Annotated in this window: 15 protein-coding genes and 1 tRNA gene; 7 read left to right on the plus strand and 9 right to left on the minus strand. The window is 73.7% G+C overall.

The window, feature by feature from the left end; all coding sequences use genetic code 11:
* Nucleotides 1-22 precede the first annotated feature (22 nt).
* Nucleotides 23-2359, plus strand: coding sequence for a xanthine dehydrogenase family protein molybdopterin-binding subunit (locus ABZ479_RS11265; protein ID WP_500461361.1), 2337 nt, complete (start codon nucleotides 23-25; stop codon nucleotides 2357-2359).
* 56 nt (nucleotides 2360-2415) lie between these two features.
* Here ABZ479_RS11265 and ABZ479_RS11270 read toward each other — a convergent pair.
* Nucleotides 2416-2487 (minus strand) — tRNA-Cys (locus tag ABZ479_RS11270).
* Nucleotides 2488-2578: 91 nt separating this feature from the next.
* Entirely contained in the window at nucleotides 2579-3442 is an 864-nt protein-coding gene (locus ABZ479_RS11275) for an alpha/beta fold hydrolase (protein ID WP_500461362.1), read from the minus strand.
* Nucleotides 3443-3522: 80 nt separating this feature from the next.
* On the opposite strand from ABZ479_RS11275, the gene ABZ479_RS11280 reads away from it, so the two are divergent.
* The 6 genes from ABZ479_RS11280 (at nucleotide 3523) to ABZ479_RS11305 (ending at nucleotide 10171) form a co-directional block, all read left to right on the plus strand.
* Complete coding sequence (locus ABZ479_RS11280) at nucleotides 3523-4956, plus strand: MFS transporter (RefSeq protein ID WP_500461364.1); 1434 nt, start codon at nucleotides 3523-3525, stop codon at nucleotides 4954-4956.
* 31 nt (nucleotides 4957-4987) lie between these two features.
* On the plus strand, nucleotides 4988-5188 hold the full coding sequence (locus ABZ479_RS11285; protein WP_499609591.1) for a hypothetical protein: 201 nt from the start codon (nucleotides 4988-4990) through the stop codon (nucleotides 5186-5188).
* Between the two features lies 1 nt (nucleotide 5189).
* Nucleotides 5190-5579: a type II toxin-antitoxin system death-on-curing family toxin gene (locus tag ABZ479_RS11290; RefSeq protein ID WP_500461365.1), complete on the plus strand. Its 390-nt coding sequence runs from the start codon at nucleotides 5190-5192 to the stop codon at nucleotides 5577-5579.
* A 931-nt stretch (nucleotides 5580-6510) separates the two neighbouring features.
* Nucleotides 6511-8319 (plus strand): DEAD/DEAH box helicase, encoded by a 1809-nt coding sequence (locus ABZ479_RS11295; protein WP_500461366.1) that lies wholly within the window; start codon nucleotides 6511-6513, stop codon nucleotides 8317-8319.
* Between the two features lie 328 nt (nucleotides 8320-8647).
* Nucleotides 8648-9313: an IclR family transcriptional regulator gene (locus tag ABZ479_RS11300; protein ID WP_431959644.1), complete on the plus strand. Its 666-nt coding sequence runs from the start codon at nucleotides 8648-8650 to the stop codon at nucleotides 9311-9313.
* Between the two features lie 69 nt (nucleotides 9314-9382).
* On the plus strand, nucleotides 9383-10171 hold the full coding sequence (locus tag ABZ479_RS11305; protein ID WP_500461368.1) for a S16 family serine protease: 789 nt from the start codon (nucleotides 9383-9385) through the stop codon (nucleotides 10169-10171).
* Nucleotides 10172-10178: 7 nt separating this feature from the next.
* On the opposite strand, the gene ABZ479_RS11310 is transcribed toward ABZ479_RS11305, so the two are convergent.
* From ABZ479_RS11310 to ABZ479_RS11340, 7 genes are all read right to left on the minus strand, one after another.
* On the minus strand, nucleotides 10179-11480 hold the full coding sequence (locus ABZ479_RS11310) for an MFS transporter (RefSeq protein ID WP_500461370.1): 1302 nt from the start codon (nucleotides 11478-11480) through the stop codon (nucleotides 10179-10181).
* A 24-nt stretch (nucleotides 11481-11504) separates the two neighbouring features.
* Complete coding sequence (locus tag ABZ479_RS11315; protein ID WP_500461371.1) at nucleotides 11505-12116, minus strand: helix-turn-helix domain-containing protein; 612 nt, start codon at nucleotides 12114-12116, stop codon at nucleotides 11505-11507.
* Nucleotides 12117-12195: 79 nt separating this feature from the next.
* Complete coding sequence (locus ABZ479_RS11320; protein ID WP_500461372.1) at nucleotides 12196-13170, minus strand: glycine betaine ABC transporter substrate-binding protein; 975 nt, start codon at nucleotides 13168-13170, stop codon at nucleotides 12196-12198.
* Entirely contained in the window at nucleotides 13167-14054 is an 888-nt protein-coding gene (locus tag ABZ479_RS11325) for an ABC transporter permease (RefSeq protein WP_500461374.1), read from the minus strand. The genes ABZ479_RS11320 and ABZ479_RS11325 overlap by 4 nt, the downstream gene beginning before the upstream one ends.
* Nucleotides 14051-15292: a betaine/proline/choline family ABC transporter ATP-binding protein gene (locus tag ABZ479_RS11330; RefSeq protein ID WP_499599302.1), complete on the minus strand. Its 1242-nt coding sequence runs from the start codon at nucleotides 15290-15292 to the stop codon at nucleotides 14051-14053. Before ABZ479_RS11330 ends, ABZ479_RS11325 begins: the two co-directional genes overlap by 4 nt.
* Complete coding sequence (locus tag ABZ479_RS11335; RefSeq protein ID WP_500461376.1) at nucleotides 15285-15932, minus strand: ABC transporter permease; 648 nt, start codon at nucleotides 15930-15932, stop codon at nucleotides 15285-15287. The genes ABZ479_RS11330 and ABZ479_RS11335 overlap by 8 nt, the downstream gene beginning before the upstream one ends.
* A gap of 26 nt (nucleotides 15933-15958) precedes the next feature.
* Complete coding sequence (locus ABZ479_RS11340) at nucleotides 15959-16435, minus strand: Lrp/AsnC family transcriptional regulator (protein WP_499512096.1); 477 nt, start codon at nucleotides 16433-16435, stop codon at nucleotides 15959-15961.
* Between the last annotated feature and the right edge of the window lie 78 nt (nucleotides 16436-16513).

Consider the following 16513-nt stretch of genomic DNA (forward strand, 5'->3'; position numbering starts at 1 on the left):
GCGGCAGCGAAAGGTACGCGCGATGACGGGCCCCGACGCCGCGACGGCCACCCCGGCCGTGGGCACTCCCGCGACGGTCGCGACCGGCGCCGCCGAGCAGCAGTCCGCGCCGCACGGCATCGGCGCCTCCCTGCCCGCCACCGACGCCTTCGCCAAGGCCCAGGGCACCTATCCGTACGCCGCCGACCTGTGGGCCGAGGGCCTGCTGTGGGCGGCCGTGCTGCGCTCCCCGCACCCGCACGCCCGCATCCTGTCGGTCGACACGACCGAGGCCGCCGCGCTGCCCGGCGTGCGGGCCGTGGTGACGCACGAGGACGTCCCGGGCGACGTCATGCACGGGCGCCGCGTGGCCGACCGTCCGGTCTTCGCCAAGGACACCGTCCGGCACCACGGCGAGGCCATCGCCGCCGTGGCCGCCGACCACCCCGACACCGCCCGGCTCGCCGCCGCCGCCATCCACGTCGAGTACGAGGTGCTGGAGCCCGTCATCGACCCGGAACGGGCCTTCGCGGCGGCCCCGCTGCACCCCGACGGCAACCTGATCCGGCACATCCCGCTGCAGTTCGGCGACCCGGACGCGGTCGGCGAGGTCATCGTCGAGGGCCTGTACCGGGTGGGCCGCCAGGACCCGGCCCCGGTCGGCGCCGAGGCCGGCCTCGCCGTGCCCCGCCCCGACGGCGGCGTCGAGCTCTACGTCGCCTCCACCGACCCGCACACCGACCGCGACCTGGCCGCCGCCTGCTTCGGGCTGGAACAGGACCGGGTCAAGGTCGTCGTCACCGGCGTGCCCGGCGCGATGGGCGACCGCGAGGACTCCGGGGTGCAGATCCCCCTCGGGCTGCTCGCGCTGAAGACCGGCTGCCCCGTGAAGTTCGTGGCCACCCGCGAGGAGTCCTTCCTCAGCCACAACCACCGCCACCCGACGCTGCTGCGCTACCGCCACCACGCGGACGCCGAGGGCCGGCTGGTCAAGGTCGAGGCCCAGGTGCTGCTGGACGCCGGCGCGTACGCCGACACCTCCGCCGACGCGCTGGCCGCGGCCGTCGCCTTCGCCGCGGGGCCCTACGTCGTCCCGCACGTCTTCGTCGAGGGTTGGGCGGTGCGCACCAACAACCCGCCCTCCGGCCACGTCCGGGGCGAGGGCGCGATGCAGGTCTGCGCGGCCTACGAGGGCCAGATGGACAAGCTCGCCGCCAAACTCGGCCTGGACCCGGCCGAGATCCGCATGCGCAACGTGATCGCCACCGGCGACCTGCTGCCCACCGGCCAGACGGTCACCTGCCCGGCGCCGGTCGGTGAACTGCTCAAGGCCGTGCGCGACACCGACCTGCCCCCGCTGCCCGTCGACGACGACGAGTCCGAGTGGCTGCTCCCCGGCGGCCTGGAGGGCGCGGGCGAGCCGGGCGCGGTACGCCGCGGCGTGGGCTACGCGCTGGGCATGGTGCACATGCTCGGGGCCGAGGGCACCGACGAGGTCTCCACCGCCACGGTGCGCGTCCACGACGGCGCCGCCACCGTCATCTGCGCGGCCGTCGACACCGGCCAGGGCTTCGCCACCCTCGCCCGGCAGATCGTGCAGGAGGTCCTCGGCGTCGAGGACGTCCGCGTGCTGCCCTCCGACACCGACCAGCCCCCGGCCGGCGCCGCCGCCCGCGGCCGGCACACCTGGGTCTCCGGCGGGGCCGTCGAACGCGCCGCCAAGATGGTCCGCACCCAGCTGCTGCAGCCGCTCGCCGGGAAGTTCGGCATGTCGGCGGAGCTGCTCTCGATCGCCGACGGCAAGATCACCTCGTACGACGGGGTGCTCTCCACCACCGTCGAGGAGGAGCTGGCCGGCAAGGAGCTGTGGGCCACCGCCCAGTGCCGTCCGCACCCCACCGAGAAGCTCGACGACACCGGCCAGGGCGACGCCTTCGTGGGCCTGGCCTTCTGCGCCGTGCGCGCGGTCGTGGACGTCGACATCGAACTCGGCGCGGTCCGGGTCGTGGAGATGGCCGTCGCCCAGGACGTCGGCCGGATCCTCAACCCCGCGCAACTGCACGCCCGCATCGAGGCCGGGGTCACCCAGGGCGTCGGCATGGCCCTGATGGAGGACCTCCGCGCGCCCCGCGGCGTCATCAAGCGGCCCAACCTGACCGGCTATTCGCTGCCCACGGCGCTCGACGCGCCCGCGATCCGCGTGGTCCGGCTCATCGAGGAACGCGACGTGCTCGCCCCCTTCGGCGCCAAGGCCGCCAGCGCGGCCCCCGTCGTCGTCTCCCCGGCCGCCGTCGCCTCCGCCGTCCGCGCCGCCACCGGCCGCCCGGTCAGCCGCCTTCCCATCCGCCCCCAGCACGCGGTGGCCCGCCCCCAGGGCTGACCCACCGCCACTGACGACGAAGGGCCCGGTCCGTGCGGACCGGGCCCTTCGCGCGGAGGCCGTGGCGGGAATCGAACCCACGTAACTCGATTTGCAGTCGAGCCCCTGAACCACTCGGGCACACGGCCTTGCGTCGGTGACGTACACCGACCATAGGCGCGGCCCCCGGGAGGGGGTCAACGGTTCCCGGGGGCCTGCAACAGGACTGCCATACCGCGTTCACGAACCGCCGGGGGCGCCCGACAGGAACTCCTCCACCACCGGGCGGAACAGCTCGGGTTCGTCCACCCACGGGAAGTGCCCGACGGCGTGGAGTGGACGCAGCCGGGCGTCCGGGAAGCAGGCCGCGACGACCTCGCCGGCGCGCATGCCGGTGACGGCGTCGCGGTCGCCGGTGAGGACCAGGACCGGGCAGGTCACCTCGCGCAGCCGGGCCAGTACGGCGAGCCGGGCCGGCTCGTCCATGCCCTGCCAGAACCCGGCGCGGGGGACCGGGTGCAACTGGCCACCCTCGGCGGCCGCGTGGGCGCGTTGGGGCTCGTCCCAGCGGCCGTACGCCATGGGCGCGACCTGGAGCAGCAGCGTGCGCACCCGGTCGAGGTCGTCGGCGCTCTCCAGTTCGGCGAGGGCGGCGACCGCCTCCGGCCACCAGGGCTCGGCGACCCGCCCCTCGAAGATCTCCCGGGCGTCGTCCGGCAGCGCGCCCTGCAGCCGGGAGCCGGGGGTGACGAGCACGAGGTGCGTCAGCCGCTCCGGGTAGGCGGCGGCGTACGCCTGCGCGGTCGCGGCGGCCGCGTCGTGCGCCAGCAGCGCGAAGCGCTCCAGGCCGAGGTGCCGGCGCAGCGCCTCCACGTCCTGGGCGAGGCGGGGGAAGGAATAGGTGAGCGGGTCGCCGGCCGGCGGGCTGGCCCCGGTGCCCCGGCTGTCCGGGACCACCAGGCGCCTGCCTCGGTCCAGGCCGCCCAGGTCGCCCAGGTAGGCGGCGTCCCGGCCCGGGCCGCCGGCGAGGGCGAGCAGTACGGGCCCCTCGCCCCGGTCCGTGTAGGCGAGCTCGGTTCCGTCGTACGAGGTGTAGTGCGGCATGGCCTACGCCTTCCCTGCCCTGCCCGTCTTTCTCCCGGTCCTAGGCCGAAAGGCCGACCGGGGTGCCAGGGGCAATGGCCATGTTGACCCCTTACCCTGTCGTGGTGACCACCGCAGACACCGAGCCGGTATCCGGCCATGCAGGCATGCCCCTCGCCGCGCCGGACACCGGCACCGACACCGTGCTGGGCAGCCGCTACCGCGCGCTGACCCTCGCGATGGTCTCGGTCGTCCTGCTCATCGCCTTCGAGGCGACCGCCGTCGGCACGGCCATGCCCATCGCCGCGCGCGAGCTGGACGGGCTGCCGCTGTACGCCTTCGCCTTCTCCGGCTACTTCACCACCTCGCTCTTCGCGATGGTCGTCAGCGGCCAGTGGTCCGACCGCAGCGGCCCGCTGGCGCCGCTCGTCGCGGGCATCGCCGCCTTCGCCGCCGGCCTGGTCGTCTCCGGCACCGCTCAGTCGATGTGGCCGTTCGTGCTGGGCCGCGCCGTGCAGGGCATCGGCGGCGGACTCGTCATCGTCGCCCTGTACGTCGTCGTCGGCCTCGCCTACCCCGAACGCCTGCGGCCCGCGGTGATGGCCGCCTTCGCCGCGTCCTGGGTGCTGCCGTCCATCGTCGGCCCGCTCGTGGCCGGCACGGTCACCGAGCAGTTCGGCTGGCGCTGGGTCTTCCTCGCCATTCCCCTGCTCGTCGTCCTCCCGCTCCTCACCGGCCTGCCCGCGCTGCGCCGCGCCTCCCTCCAGCGGCCCCCGGACGACCGCAAGGCCCCCGACCGGCGCCGGCTGGTCCTGGCGCTCGCCGTCTCCGCCGGCGCCGGGTTGCTCCAGTACGCCGGGCAGGACCTGCGGCCGCTGTCCGTGGTCTTCGCGGTCGCGGGCGCCGCACTGGTCGTGCCGTCCGCGCTGCGGCTGCTGCCCCGCGGCACCTTCCGAGCGGCGCGCGGGCTGCCGTCCGTGGTGCTCCTGCGCGGTGTGGCCTCCGGCACGTTCCTCGGCGCCGAGAGCTTCGTCCCGCTCATGCTCGTCACCCAGCGGCACATGTCCCCGACCCTCGCCGGACTCTCCCTGGCCGGCGGCGGCGTCACCTGGGGCATCGGCTCCTGGATCCAGGGCCGGCCCCGCCTGGAACCCCACCGCGAACGCCTCGTCGTCCTCGGCATGTTCCTCATGGCCGCCGCGATCGCCGGGGCGGCCCTGCCGCTGCTGGACGCCGCCCCCGCCTGGAGCGCGGCCGCCGCGTGGGGCGTGGGCGGCCTCGGCGCGGGCCTGGTCATCTCCTCCCTGAGCGTCATCCTCTTCAAGCTCTCGCTCCCTTCCGAGGCCGGTGCCAACTCCGCGGCCCTCCAGGTCTCCGACGCCCTGTCCAGCGTCGTCCTCGTCGCCGCCGCGGGCACCGTCTTCGCCGCCCTCGGCGGCGCGGCGGGCGCGTTCACGGCCGTCCTCCTCCCCATGGCCGTCCTCGCCCTCGCCGGCGTCGGCGTCGCCGTGCGGCTCCACCCGAAAACCGGGTGAGGCGGACGCGCCGGGGCGTTACCGTCCCGGTGTGAAAGAGCTGACCGTCGTCTTCACCGACGCCGAGTGGGAGTCCCTGGGCGACCTCGCCGACGCGCACGGCGTGCCGGTCGCGGAGTTCGTGCGCACGGCGGTGCGGGCGTACGAGGCGGCCGAGGCCGCGCGCGTCCGGGCCGCGGGGGAGGCGTACGCCGCCGCCCACGCGGACCTGCTGCGCAGGCTGGGGGAGTGACGTGACCGTGCGCCACCTCACCCTTGCCGAGGTCACCGACCTGGCCCGCCTCGCCTGCGGCGGCGAGCCGCCCGCCATGCGCGAGCCCGGGCTGCTCGCGTCGGCCGTGCACCGGCCCCGGGCCCGGATGTTCGGCGTCGAGGCCTACGGGGACGACGTCTTCGCGGCAGCGGGGGCGCTGCTGCACGCGATCGCGGCGAACCATCCCCTGGTCGACGGCAACAAGCGGACGGCGTGGCTGGCGGCGGCGGTGTTCCTGGCGCTGAACGGGGTCGACCTGCGGTCGGCCGACCAGGACGCGGCGTACGACCTGGTCGTGTCGGTCGCGGCGGGGGAGGTTTCCGCCCCCGCGGCGATCGGGAGCGTCCTGGCCCGCCTCGCCGGCGCCTGAGCGGGGCCCCTCCCGGGTCCTTCGTGCCCTCCAGCGGTGGGCCGGTTCTTCGGCTGTCCCGGCGTCTCGCGCCCTGCGGGCGCACAGCGGCGGGCTGCGGGTGGGAGGGTGGCGGTCCGGGGCCGGTCGGCAGTCTGCTGCCCGGTGGGTGGCTGGGGTTCAGGCGCCGGAGCGGGGTGGGTTGTTCGTCTGGTGCCGGTCTCGTTGCCGTCCGCGGGTGCAGATGGCCGGTGACCACGCCCACTGTTGGTGGGTGGCGCGCCCGCCGTAACCGGCGTCTGCGGGTGCTTCCCCGATCCGACATCGGGCTCTGTTTCGACGTCTGTGACAGCGAAAGCGGGCCGGATCTCGGCCGATCCGAAGATCGGGCTCTGTTTCGACGGCTATACCGCTGAAAGCGAGCCCGGTCTCCGTCCGCGCGAAGATCGGGCTCTGTTCCGCCGGATATACCGTCGAAAGCGGGCCCGATCTCCCGCCGGCCCCCGACAGCACCCCGAAATACCCGCAGGCGCGGGTTACGGCGGGCGCGCCCACCACCGGCAGTGGGCGTGGAAGCGGCCATCTATACCCGCGGACGGCAACGAGACCTCCGCCAAGGGAGAGGCACCCCGCTCCGGCGCCTGAACCCCAGCCGTCCACCGAGCCGCACACTGCCGACAAGCCCCGGACCGCCACCCTCACCTCCGCAGCCGGCATCTTTGCGCCCGCAGGGCGCGAGACGGCGCGACAGCCGACGACGCTGAGCAGCCGAAACGCCCGCCCCAGCCACCCGCCCCAGCCACCCGCCCCCTCCCCGCCCCGCCGCAGGCACGACGCACCCGCATACCACCCCAGGTCCCGACCACGGGCCCGGTCGGTGCCGCAGCCCTAGGCACGGACACCGCCCCAGTAGGCTGTGACGGTTGTCGTACCCGACCCGTCACCGGAGACCGTGACTACCACCGCCCCGCACAGCGCCAGCAACTCGCACTCGCACCACCTGTCGCCCGCCTTCCCCGGCCGCGCCCCCTGGGGCACGGCCGGCAAGCTGCGTGCCTGGCAGCAGGGTGCCCTGGACCGGTACATCGCGACGCAGCCACGTGACTTCCTGGCCGTCGCGACCCCCGGCGCCGGCAAGACGACCTTCGCGCTCACCCTGGCCTCGTACCTGCTCCACAACCACCTCGTGCAGCAGATCACCGTCGTCGCCCCCACCGAGCACCTGAAGAAGCAGTGGGCGGAGGCCGCGGCCCGGATAGGCATCAGGCTGGACCCCGAGTACAGCGCGGGGCCGGTCGGGAAGGACTACCACGGGGTCGCGGTGACCTACGCGGGCGTCGGTGTGCGCCCGATGCTGCACCGCAACCGCTGCGAGCAGCGCAAGACGCTGGTGATCCTGGACGAGATCCACCACGCGGGCGACAGCCGGTCCTGGGGCGAGGCGTGCCTGGAGGCGTTCGAGCCGGCGACCAGGCGGCTGGCGCTGACCGGGACGCCGTTCCGGTCGGACACCAACCCGATCCCGTTCGTGGTGTACGAGGAGGGCAACGACGGCATCCGCCGGTCCTCCGCCGACTACACCTACGGCTACGGCAACGCGCTCGCCGACCACGTCGTGCGCCCTGTGATCTTCCTCTCGTACAGCGGCAACATGCGCTGGCGCACGAAGGCCGGCGACGAGATCTCCGCGCGGCTCGGCGAGCCGATGACCAAGGACGCGATCGGCCAGGCCTGGCGGACCGCGCTGGCGCCGACCGGCGAGTGGATCCCGAACGTGCTGCGCGCCGCGGACCAGCGGCTGACGGAGGTCCGCAAGTCCATCCCGGACGCCGGTGCGCTGGTGATCGCCACCGACCAGGACACGGCCCGCGCGTACGCCAAGCTGATCCGGGAGATCACCGGGCACAAGGCGACCGTGGTGCTCTCCGACGACACCGGGGCGTCCTCGCGGATCGAGGAGTTCAGCGCGAGCGACGACCGCTGGATGGTCGCGGTCCGCATGGTGTCGGAGGGCGTGGACGTCCCGCGGCTGGCCGTCGGGGTCTACGCGACGACGATCTCCACGCCGCTGTTCTTCGCGCAGGCGGTCGGCCGCTTCGTGCGGTCCCGCAGGCGTGGCGAGACGGCCTCGGTCTTCCTGCCGACCATCCCCACGCTGCTGGAGTTCGCCGGCGAGATGGAGGTGGAGCGGGACCACGCCCTCGACAAGCCGAAGAAGGAGGGCGAGGAGGACCCGTACGCGGAGTCCGAGAAGGAGCTGGAGGAGGCCGAGAAGCAGCAGGACGAGGACACCGGCGAGCAGGACATGCTGCCCTTCGAGGCGCTGGAGTCCGACGCGGTCTTCGACCGGGTGCTCTACGACGGCGCCGAGTTCGGCATGCAGGCGCATCCGGGCAGCGAGGAGGAGCAGGACTACCTGGGCATTCCGGGCCTCCTCGAGCCGGACCAGGTGCAGTTGCTGCTGCAGAAGCGGCAGGCCCGGCAGATCGCCCACAGCAGGAAGAAGCCGGACGGCGAGGCGGACCTGCTGGAACTGCCCGCCGAGCGGCGGCCGATCGTCACGCACAAGGAACTGCTGGAGCTGCGCAAGCGGCTGAACACGATGGTCGCGGCGTACAACCACCAGAGCGGCAAGCCGCACGGCGTCATCCACAACGAGCTGCGCCGGGTGTGCGGCGGTCCGCCGAGCGCGGAGGCGACGGCGGGGCAGCTCAACGAGCGCATCAAGAAGGTCCAGGAGTGGGCGACCCGGATGCGCTGAGCGGCGGACGTCCCCTCATCAGCGGTGCTCCGCACCGCTACTGACAGGGCATCAGCACTGGTGTGAATCTTGCGGCGTGAGGGGTGATTCGGCGGAAGATTTACGTCGGGCGCCCCCGCTGCTCCGGTCACGTGACCGGATTGTGGACGAAGTCTTCCGCTGAGCGGTACGCATCGCTACCGTTCCGCTCACGCAACGCGCCGTGGCAGAGCAGCCTCGGGGCGCCAGCCGGTACCGCCAGACCGGTGGCCTCTCCGCGCTCTGCCGCGGGACCGGCAGTGCTCCCGACGTGAGAGATGAGCCGCCACTCACACGAGAAGGGGGCGTCGTGACCGCGGAGACCTCTCAGACGCTCGACCGGGGCCTGCGGGTCCTGAAGCTGTTGGCCGACACCGACCACGGACTGACCGTCACGGAGCTCGCGGCGAAGCTGGGCGTGAACCGCACGGTGGTCTACCGCCTCCTGGCCACCCTGGAGCAGCACTCCCTGGTCCGCCGGGACCTCGGCGGCCGCGCCCGGGTCGGCCTCGGCGTGCTGCGGCTGGCGCACCAGGTGCACCCGCTGCTGCGCGAGGCCGCGCTCCCCGCCCTGCGCTCGCTGGCCGAGGACATCGGGGCCACCGCCCACCTCACCCTGGTCGACGGCACCGAGGCGCTGGCCGTGGCGGTCGTCGAGCCGAGCTGGACCGACTACCACGTCGCCTACCGCACCGGCTTCCGGCACTCCCTGGACCGCGGCGCCGCGGGCCGGGCCATCCTCGCCGGGCGCAGTGTGCAGCCGTACGAGCCCGATCCGCGCTGCTCCGAGGGCCCCGGCTACGTCCTGACCCACGGCGAGCTGGAGGCCGGCGCGAGCGGCGCAGCGGCCCCGCTGGTGGGGGTCCCGGGCATCGAGGGCAGCGTCGGTGTGGTGATGCTCGCCGACGTGATACCCGAACGGGTGGGTCCGCGGGTCGTCGAGGCGGCCCTGGAGGTGGCCGACGCCCTGCGGTGAGGGCGCCGCCGGACCGGGGTCCACCGGGCCCCGGCACGCCGCGCCGCTCCCGTGAACTAGATTCACCCCATGCCTTTCGCCTCCGCCCGGAACCGGATCCTCGCCGTCTGCGCCGCGCTCGTGGCCGCGCTGCTGGCGGTGGCCCTGTTCGCGCCGCTGCCGATCTCGATCGTCGTGCCCGGGCTGACGGCCGACGTCCTCGGCGACGACCAGGGCAAGCCGGTGATCACGATCACCGGTACCGAGACCCGCGACACCTCGGGGCAGCTGCGGATGACGACCATCGCCGCGACCAACCCGGACGCGACCGTCCGCTTCGGCGACGTCCTGACGGCCTGGTTCGCCACGGACCGGGCCGTGATGCCGCGCGACGCGGTCTACCCGACCGGCGGCACGGTCAAGGAGATCGAGCAGCACAACCAGGCGGAGATGACCGAGTCCCAGCAGGACGCCACCGCGGCGGCCCTGCGGCAGCTGCGGCTGTCCCCCTCGGACGTCGAGGTCACCCTGCACCTCGCGGACGTGGGCGGGCCCAGCGCGGGCCTGATGTTCAGCCTGGGCATCATCGACAAGATCGAGGGCAACGGCCGCGGCGGCGACCTCACCGGCGGCCGCAGGGTCGCCGGTACGGGGACGATCACCGCCGCCGGCAAGGTCGGCCCGGTCGGCGGCGTCCCGCTCAAGGAGCAGGCCGCGAGGCGCGACGGCGCGACCGTGTTCCTCGTCCCGAAGGCCGAGTGCGCCGACGCCCGGGCCGAACTCCCCGAGGGGCTGCGACTGGTGCCCGTCACCACCCTCGACGGCGCGATCGACGCCCTGGACGCCCTGCAGAGCGGCGGCAAGGTCCCCAGCTGCTAGGCCGCGGTCAGCCGCTCCTCGCGGCGTCCATGCGGCGCCAGGAGGGGAAGACCAGCGGGCACAACGTGGCCAGGAAGTACGCCCCGCCGGTCAGCAGCAGCGCGGTGGTCAGGCCCGCGCCGTCCACCAGGTAGCCCGCGGCGAGTCCGCCGACGGGGGTGGTGAGCAGCACCCCGGCGCCGAGGGTGCCCAGCGCCCGGGTGCGCAGTGCGTCGGGGATGTGCTCGAACGTCACCGTCGCCAGGATCGGGTTGAGCGCCCCCGCCGCGAGGCCACCGGCCACCATGGTCACCGCCAGGCCGCCCCACCCGGGCACCCACGCGGCGACCAGGAACCGGGGCGCGCCGCACAGCAGGAAGCACACCGTGTAGACCGGCCATCGCGGCAGGCGGTGGCCCACCGCCCCGTAGAGCAGGGCCCCGGCGAGGGCGCCGGCCCCGAAGAGGCCCGACAGCAGTCCGAGTTGGACGGAGCCGCCGAGTTCCCGCTCGGCGTGCACCGGCAGCAGCACCGAACTCCAGCCCGCGTCCAGGCCGTTGGTCACCATGACCATCAAGGTGATGGCGAGCAGCAGCCGGGAGCGGATCAGGAAGGCGTATCCCTCGCGCAGTTCGGCCCGGTAGGTGCGCAGGGAGACCGGTGCCGCGTCCTTGACGGGCTCGGCGCCCGGCAGCCCGCGTACGCCGAGGGCGATCAGCAGCGCGGAGACGGCGAAGGTCGCGGCGTCCAGCAGCAGCACCGCCTCGGCGCCCAGGACGGCGATGAGCACACCGCCGACCGAGGCGCCGAGCATCCGGGCACCGCGCGAGGCGCCGTCGAAGTAGCCCGCGGCGCGTCCCAGCGGTGTCCCGGCCCGCTCGGCCAGGACGGGCAGCAGCACTTCGCGCGCGGTCTCGCCGGGGCCGTGGAAGAGCCCGCTGACGGCCATCAGCGCGCACAGCTGCCAGAACTGCAGTACGCCCGCGAAGTGGAGCAGCGGGATGCCCAGGACGGCCACCGCGCACACCGCGTCCGACAGGACCGATGACCTGCGCCGCCCGAAGCGGTCGATGACCGGTCCGCCGACGAGCGCGGAGACCACGACCGGCAGGGTCGCGCAGAAGGCCGCCAGGCCGGCGCGGGCGGCGCTGCCGGTGGTCTGCAGCACGAACCAGGGGACGGCGAGCACGGTGAGCGAATTGCCGCTGATCGACACGACGTTGGCGGCCAGCACCAGCCGCAGCGGCCGCGGGTCGGGTGCGGGGTCGGGTGCCGGGGTGGGCGCGGTGGCCCCTTCGGTGCCGTCGGGTATGCCGGTCTCGGTGTCCATGCGGGTCCCCCGTGGTCGGTGCGGTCAGTCCGCGGCGCGCGGAAAGGCGTGCAGGTGGACGCGGACGTGTGCGGTGTCGTCGGCGTCGCCGCCCTGCCGGCCGGTGTCCGTGTCGCGGTAGCTCTCCACCACGGCGTGCAGCTCGGCCCGCAGGGCGCGGGCCCGTTCGGGCGTGAGCCGCAGGGCGAAGTCGCTGAGGTCGAAGGCCTCGCGCCACTGCGGCGACCAGCCGTCCAGGGTGTCGAGCCAGGTCCGGAGCTCCTCGGCGTGGACCGCGGCGACCTCCCGGCCCAACAGGCCGATGGCGGCGCGCACGTCGGGGTCGGCGTGGGCCAGGAAGCCCGCCGCGTTGAAGCGGGTGCCGCTGTGCGCGGCCTTCCACCAGCGTTCGCGGGCGGTGCCGCGCCCCGGGTCCTCCTCCACGAAGCCGTACGCCGCCAGTTGCCGCAGGTGGTAGCTGGTGGCGCCGCTGGACTCGCCGAGCCGGCCCGCGAGCCCCGAGGCGGTGGCGGGCCCGTACTCGCGCAGTGCGGCGAGCAGCCGGATGCGCAGCGGGTGGGCGAGTCCGCGCAGGGTGCGCGGATCGAGGCTGATGACGCCGGGATCGGCCGCGGCGGCGGTGGATTCGTCTGGCACGCCCCCACCGTAGAGCTTGCAAAGACTCCTTTGCAATGCTTTCTTTGCAACCTCCGCGGCGGTGGCCCGCCCGGCGGACTCAGCCCGCCGTGATGAAGCCCTCCTTCACCAGCCACTCCTTGGCGACCTCGTGCGGGTCCTCGCCCTCCACGTCGACCTTCGCGTTGAGCTCCCGGCCCACGTCGGTGGTCAGCTTCGCCGACAGCGGGTCGAGCAGGCCGCGGATGGCCGGCCAGCGTTCCAGCGCCTTGCTGTTGACGACGGGGGCGGCGTCGTAGTTGGGGAAGAAGTGCTTGTCGTCCTCCATCACCTGCAGGCCGAGGGAGGCGATCCGGCCGTCGGTCGTGTAGACCTCGCCGAGCAGGCAGGAACCCGGCTTCGCGATCTGGGTGTAGATGATCCCGGTGTCCATCTTGCGGATGTTGGCGGAGGGCAGGTCCATGCCGTACGCCTTCTGCATGCCGGGCAGACCGTCGTCGCGCGAGGCGAACTCGTTCTCCACGCAGAGGGTGACGGCCTTGGGGTCCCTCCTGGACAGGGCGGCCACGTCGGACAGCGTCCGCAGCCCGTACGGGCGGTTCTTCTCCGGGCTGACGGCCAGGGCGTAGGTGTTGTCCAGGGTGGACGGCCGCAGCCAGATGATCCCGTTCCGCACGTCGGCGTCGCGGACGGCCCGCCACTGCTCCCCGGGGTCGGTGATGGGCTCGTCGTTGCCGAGGTAGGTGATCCAGGCGGTGCCGGTGTACTCGTACATCGCGTCCGCGGCACCGGACTTGACCGCCTCCCGCGCCCCGATCGAGCCCTGGATGTTGGTGCGGTCCAGCACTTCCGCGCCCGCCGCCTTGAAGACCAGGCCGATCATCGAGCCCAGGATGATCTGCTCGCTGAAGCTCTTGGACGTCACCGTGAGCGAGGCGCCCTTGAGCGGCAGCCCCTTGCCCAGGGAGCCGGGGCGCACGTCGTCGACGAGCGGGCTGCCGCTCTTGAGCCCGCAGCCCGGGGCGCAGGCGAGCAGCACCAGCAGGCCCGCGGCCAGGGCCCGGCGGCGCGTCATGCCGTCTCCAGGCCGTGCGGGCGCAGCAGTTGCTCGGCCAGCGACGCCAGCCAGTCCACCAGCAGGGCCAGCACCACGGTGAGCACCGAGCCCAGTACGAGCACCGGCATGCGCTGCGTGACGATCCCGGTGGTGATGATGTCGCCGAGCCCGCCACCGCCGACGAACGTGGCGAGCGTGGCGGTTCCCACGTTGAGCACCAGCGCGGTGCGCACGCCCGCCAGGATCAGCGGTACGGCCAGCGGGAGTTCGATCCGCGACAGCGTCCCGGCCGCCGACATCCCGATGCCGCGCGAGGCCTCGATCAGGGTCGGGTCGATGGCCCGCAGGCCCGCCATGGTGTTGGAGAGCACCGGCAGCACCGCGTAGACCACCATGCCGACCAGCGCGGTGCGGGGCCCGATGCCCAGCCAGATGACGAGCAGCGCCAGCATCCCGATGGCGGGCGTGGCCTGCCCGATGTTGGCGATCGCCGTCACCACCGGAGCGGCCGGACGCAGCCGCCGCCGGGTCAGCGCGATGCCGAGCGGGACGGCGATGACCAGCACCCAGAAGGTGGAGATCGCGGTGAGCTTGACGTGCTGCCACAGCCGCACCCGGACGGTGTCGCCGACGAGGGCGTTCTCGGCGATGGAGTCGAGGGTGATGCCGGTGATCCACAGGTAGGTGGCGAGCAGGACGAGGGCCAGCGCGGCCGGGGTGACCAGCAGCCGCCGCCAGGTCAGCCGCCGGACCGGCCCGGCGGCGGGGGCGGCCGGCTCGCCGCCGGGGCCCTGACCGGCCTCCGGGTCCTCCGGGCCCGCCGTTCCGTCGCCGGCCCCGGAGGCCGCCGCGGGGCCGCCCGGTCCACTCGTCCCGCCCTGCGGTCCGGCGGCGGGGCTCATGCCCGCGCCCCCGGTTCGTGGTCGGAGCCCTCCTGCTCGGCCCGGGTCTGCGGGGCGCGCGTCTCCTCCAGCTCGTGACGGTGCTCGAGCGCGGCCAGCCGGTCCTCCTCCAGCAGTTCGTGCACGGAGTTGAGCAGCGTCTCCATGTCCACCACCCCGGTGAACTCGCCGCGCCGCCCGGTCACCGCGACCCGTCCGCTGCTGTCGGTGAGCACCGCCTCCAGGGCGTCCCGCAGCGTCGCGTCCCGGGTCACGGTGTCGCCCACCAGCGTCCCGGCCCGGGCCAGCGAGCCCTTGGCGCGCATCAGGTCGCCGCGCCGCAGCCACTTGTAGGGGCGGCCCCTGCGGTCCAGCAGCAGCAGCTCGTTGGTGGTGGTCGCCTCCCGCAGCCGGTCGAAGATCGACTGCAGGGGGTCGTCCAGGCGCACCGTCGGGAAGTCGGCGACTCCCACGTCCCGCACCCGGGTCAGGTTGAGCCGCTTGAGGGCGGCCCCGGCGCCGACGAACCCGGAGACGAAGTCGTCGGCCGGATTGGTCAGGATCGCCTCGGGGGTGTCGAACTGGGCGATGTGCGAGCGCTCCCGCAGCACCGCGATGCGGTCCCCGAGCTTGATCGCCTCGTCGAAGTCATGGGTGACGAAGACGATCGTCTTGTGCAGTTCGTGCTGCAGCCTGATCAGTTCGTCTTGGAGGTGGTCACGGGTGATCGGGTCGACGGCGCCGAAGGGCTCGTCCATCAGCAGCACCGGCGGGTCCGCCGCCAGCGCCCGCGCCACCCCGACGCGCTGCTGCTGACCGCCCGACAACTGCCGCGGGTAGCGGCCCCGGAACTCCCGCGGGTCCAGCCCCACCAGGTCCAGCATCTCCTCGACGCGGTCCCGGACCCGCGCCTTGGACCAGCCCACCATCCGGGGGACGAGCCCGATGTTCTCGGCCACCGTCATGTGCGGGAACAGCCCGGAGGACTGGATCGCGTAGCCGATCTTGCGACGCAGCCTCACCGGGTCCATGTCGGTGACGTCCTCGCCGCCGATGCGGATGCGGCCGGAGGTCGGCTCGATCAGCCGGTTGATCATCTTCAGGGTGGTGGACTTCCCGCACCCGGAGGGCCCGACGAAGATCACCGTCTCGCCGGCCCCGATCTCCATGCTCACGCCGTCGACGGCCGGCTCCGCGCTGCCCGGGTAGCGCTTGGTCAGCTGCTCCAGCTCGATGGTCGCGCCCGACGCCTCAGCCACGGATCCCCCGCGGGATGGTGAGCCGCCCGAGCAGCACGTAGCAGGCGTCGAAGAGCAGCGCCAGGACGACGATGCCGATCGTCCCGGCCAGCACCTGGTTGAGCGCGTTGGCGCCGCCCAGGGAGGCGATCCCACGGAAGATCTCGTTGCCGAGCCCCGGCCCGGAGGCGTACGCCGCGATCGCCGCGATGCCCATCAGCATCTGGGTCGCCACCCGGATGCCGGTCAGGATCGGCGGCCAGGCCAGCGGCAGCTCGATCCGCGCCAGGGCCGCCGTCCGGGACATGCCGATGCCGCGGGCCGCGTCGACCAGCGCGGGGTCGACCCCGCGCAGTCCCACGATCGCGTTGCGGACCACCGGCAGCAGCCCGTACAGCGTCAGCGCCGTCACGGTCGGGGGCACGCCGAGCCCCAGCCAGGGGATGAGCAGGCCGATCAGGGCGAGCGAGGGGACGGTGAGGATCGTGGCGGTGGAGGTCACGGCCAGGCCCGCGGCCCAGTCGCGCCGGTAGGAGAGCACCCCGATCGCCACCCCGATCGCGGTCGCCAGCACCATGCACTGGAAGACCAGGCTGGCCTGCTGGTACGCGTCGATCAGCAGTTGCTCGTGCCGGCCGGCGAGGTACTCCCAGAAGCTCACCCGGCATCACCCCTGCCGTCCCTCGGCTACGTGTCCGCGTCCTGTGCCGCCTGCTCGACCAGCGGGATGATCCGCAACGGGACCGGGTTCTCCATGACGATCGCCGTGGAGGCCCGCACGATGCCATCAAAGCCCACAACCCGGTCGATCACACGTTGGAGATCGGCGTTCGAGCGGGCCACCAGCCGGCACAGCATGTCCCCCTGCCCGGTCGTGGTGTGCAGTTCCAGGACCTCCGGCACGCCCGCCAAGTGCGCCCGTACGTCCGGGCCTTGCCCCTGCTTGATCTCCAGGGTCGCGAAGGCCGTCACCGGGTAGCCCAGCGCGGCCGGGTCCACCTGCGGCCCGAAGCCGCGGATCACCCCATTGGCCTGAAGCCGGTCCAGTCGTGCCTGCACCGTCCCGCGCGCCACTCCCAGGCGGCGCGAGGCCTCCAGCACGCCGATCCGCGGTTCCTCGGCGAGCAGCTTGATCAGCCGTCCGTCCAGCCGGTCGATCCCCATGGCACCCCAGTCCCTCCTGTGACGGTGGTCACCGTGCACAGAATGCCGCCTCTTTTCGCGGTAGCGCTGTACAGAGTG

Origin of the sequence: Streptomyces sp. NPDC005722 (assembly GCF_040630935.1) — a bacterium.
Taxonomy (GTDB): domain Bacteria; phylum Actinomycetota; class Actinomycetes; order Streptomycetales; family Streptomycetaceae; genus Actinacidiphila.

Excerpts from the sequence above, each read along its gene's own strand:
- ABZ479_RS11265 (WP_500461361.1), top strand. The coding sequence starts at position 23 with ATGACGGGCCCCGACGCCGCGACGGCCACCCCGGCCGTGGGCACTCCC.
- ABZ479_RS11275 (WP_500461362.1), bottom strand. The coding sequence starts at position 3,442 with ATGCCGCACTACACCTCGTACGACGGAACCGAGCTCGCCTACACGGAC.
- ABZ479_RS11280 (WP_500461364.1), top strand. The coding sequence starts at position 3,523 with ATGTTGACCCCTTACCCTGTCGTGGTGACCACCGCAGACACCGAGCCG.
- ABZ479_RS11305 (WP_500461368.1), top strand. The coding sequence starts at position 9,383 with ATGCCTTTCGCCTCCGCCCGGAACCGGATCCTCGCCGTCTGCGCCGCG.
- ABZ479_RS11310 (WP_500461370.1), bottom strand. The coding sequence starts at position 11,480 with ATGGACACCGAGACCGGCATACCCGACGGCACCGAAGGGGCCACCGCG.
- ABZ479_RS11320 (WP_500461372.1), bottom strand. The coding sequence starts at position 13,170 with ATGACGCGCCGCCGGGCCCTGGCCGCGGGCCTGCTGGTGCTGCTCGCC.
- ABZ479_RS11325 (WP_500461374.1), bottom strand. The coding sequence starts at position 14,054 with ATGAGCCCCGCCGCCGGACCGCAGGGCGGGACGAGTGGACCGGGCGGC.
- ABZ479_RS11340 (WP_499512096.1), bottom strand. The coding sequence starts at position 16,435 with ATGGGGATCGACCGGCTGGACGGACGGCTGATCAAGCTGCTCGCCGAG.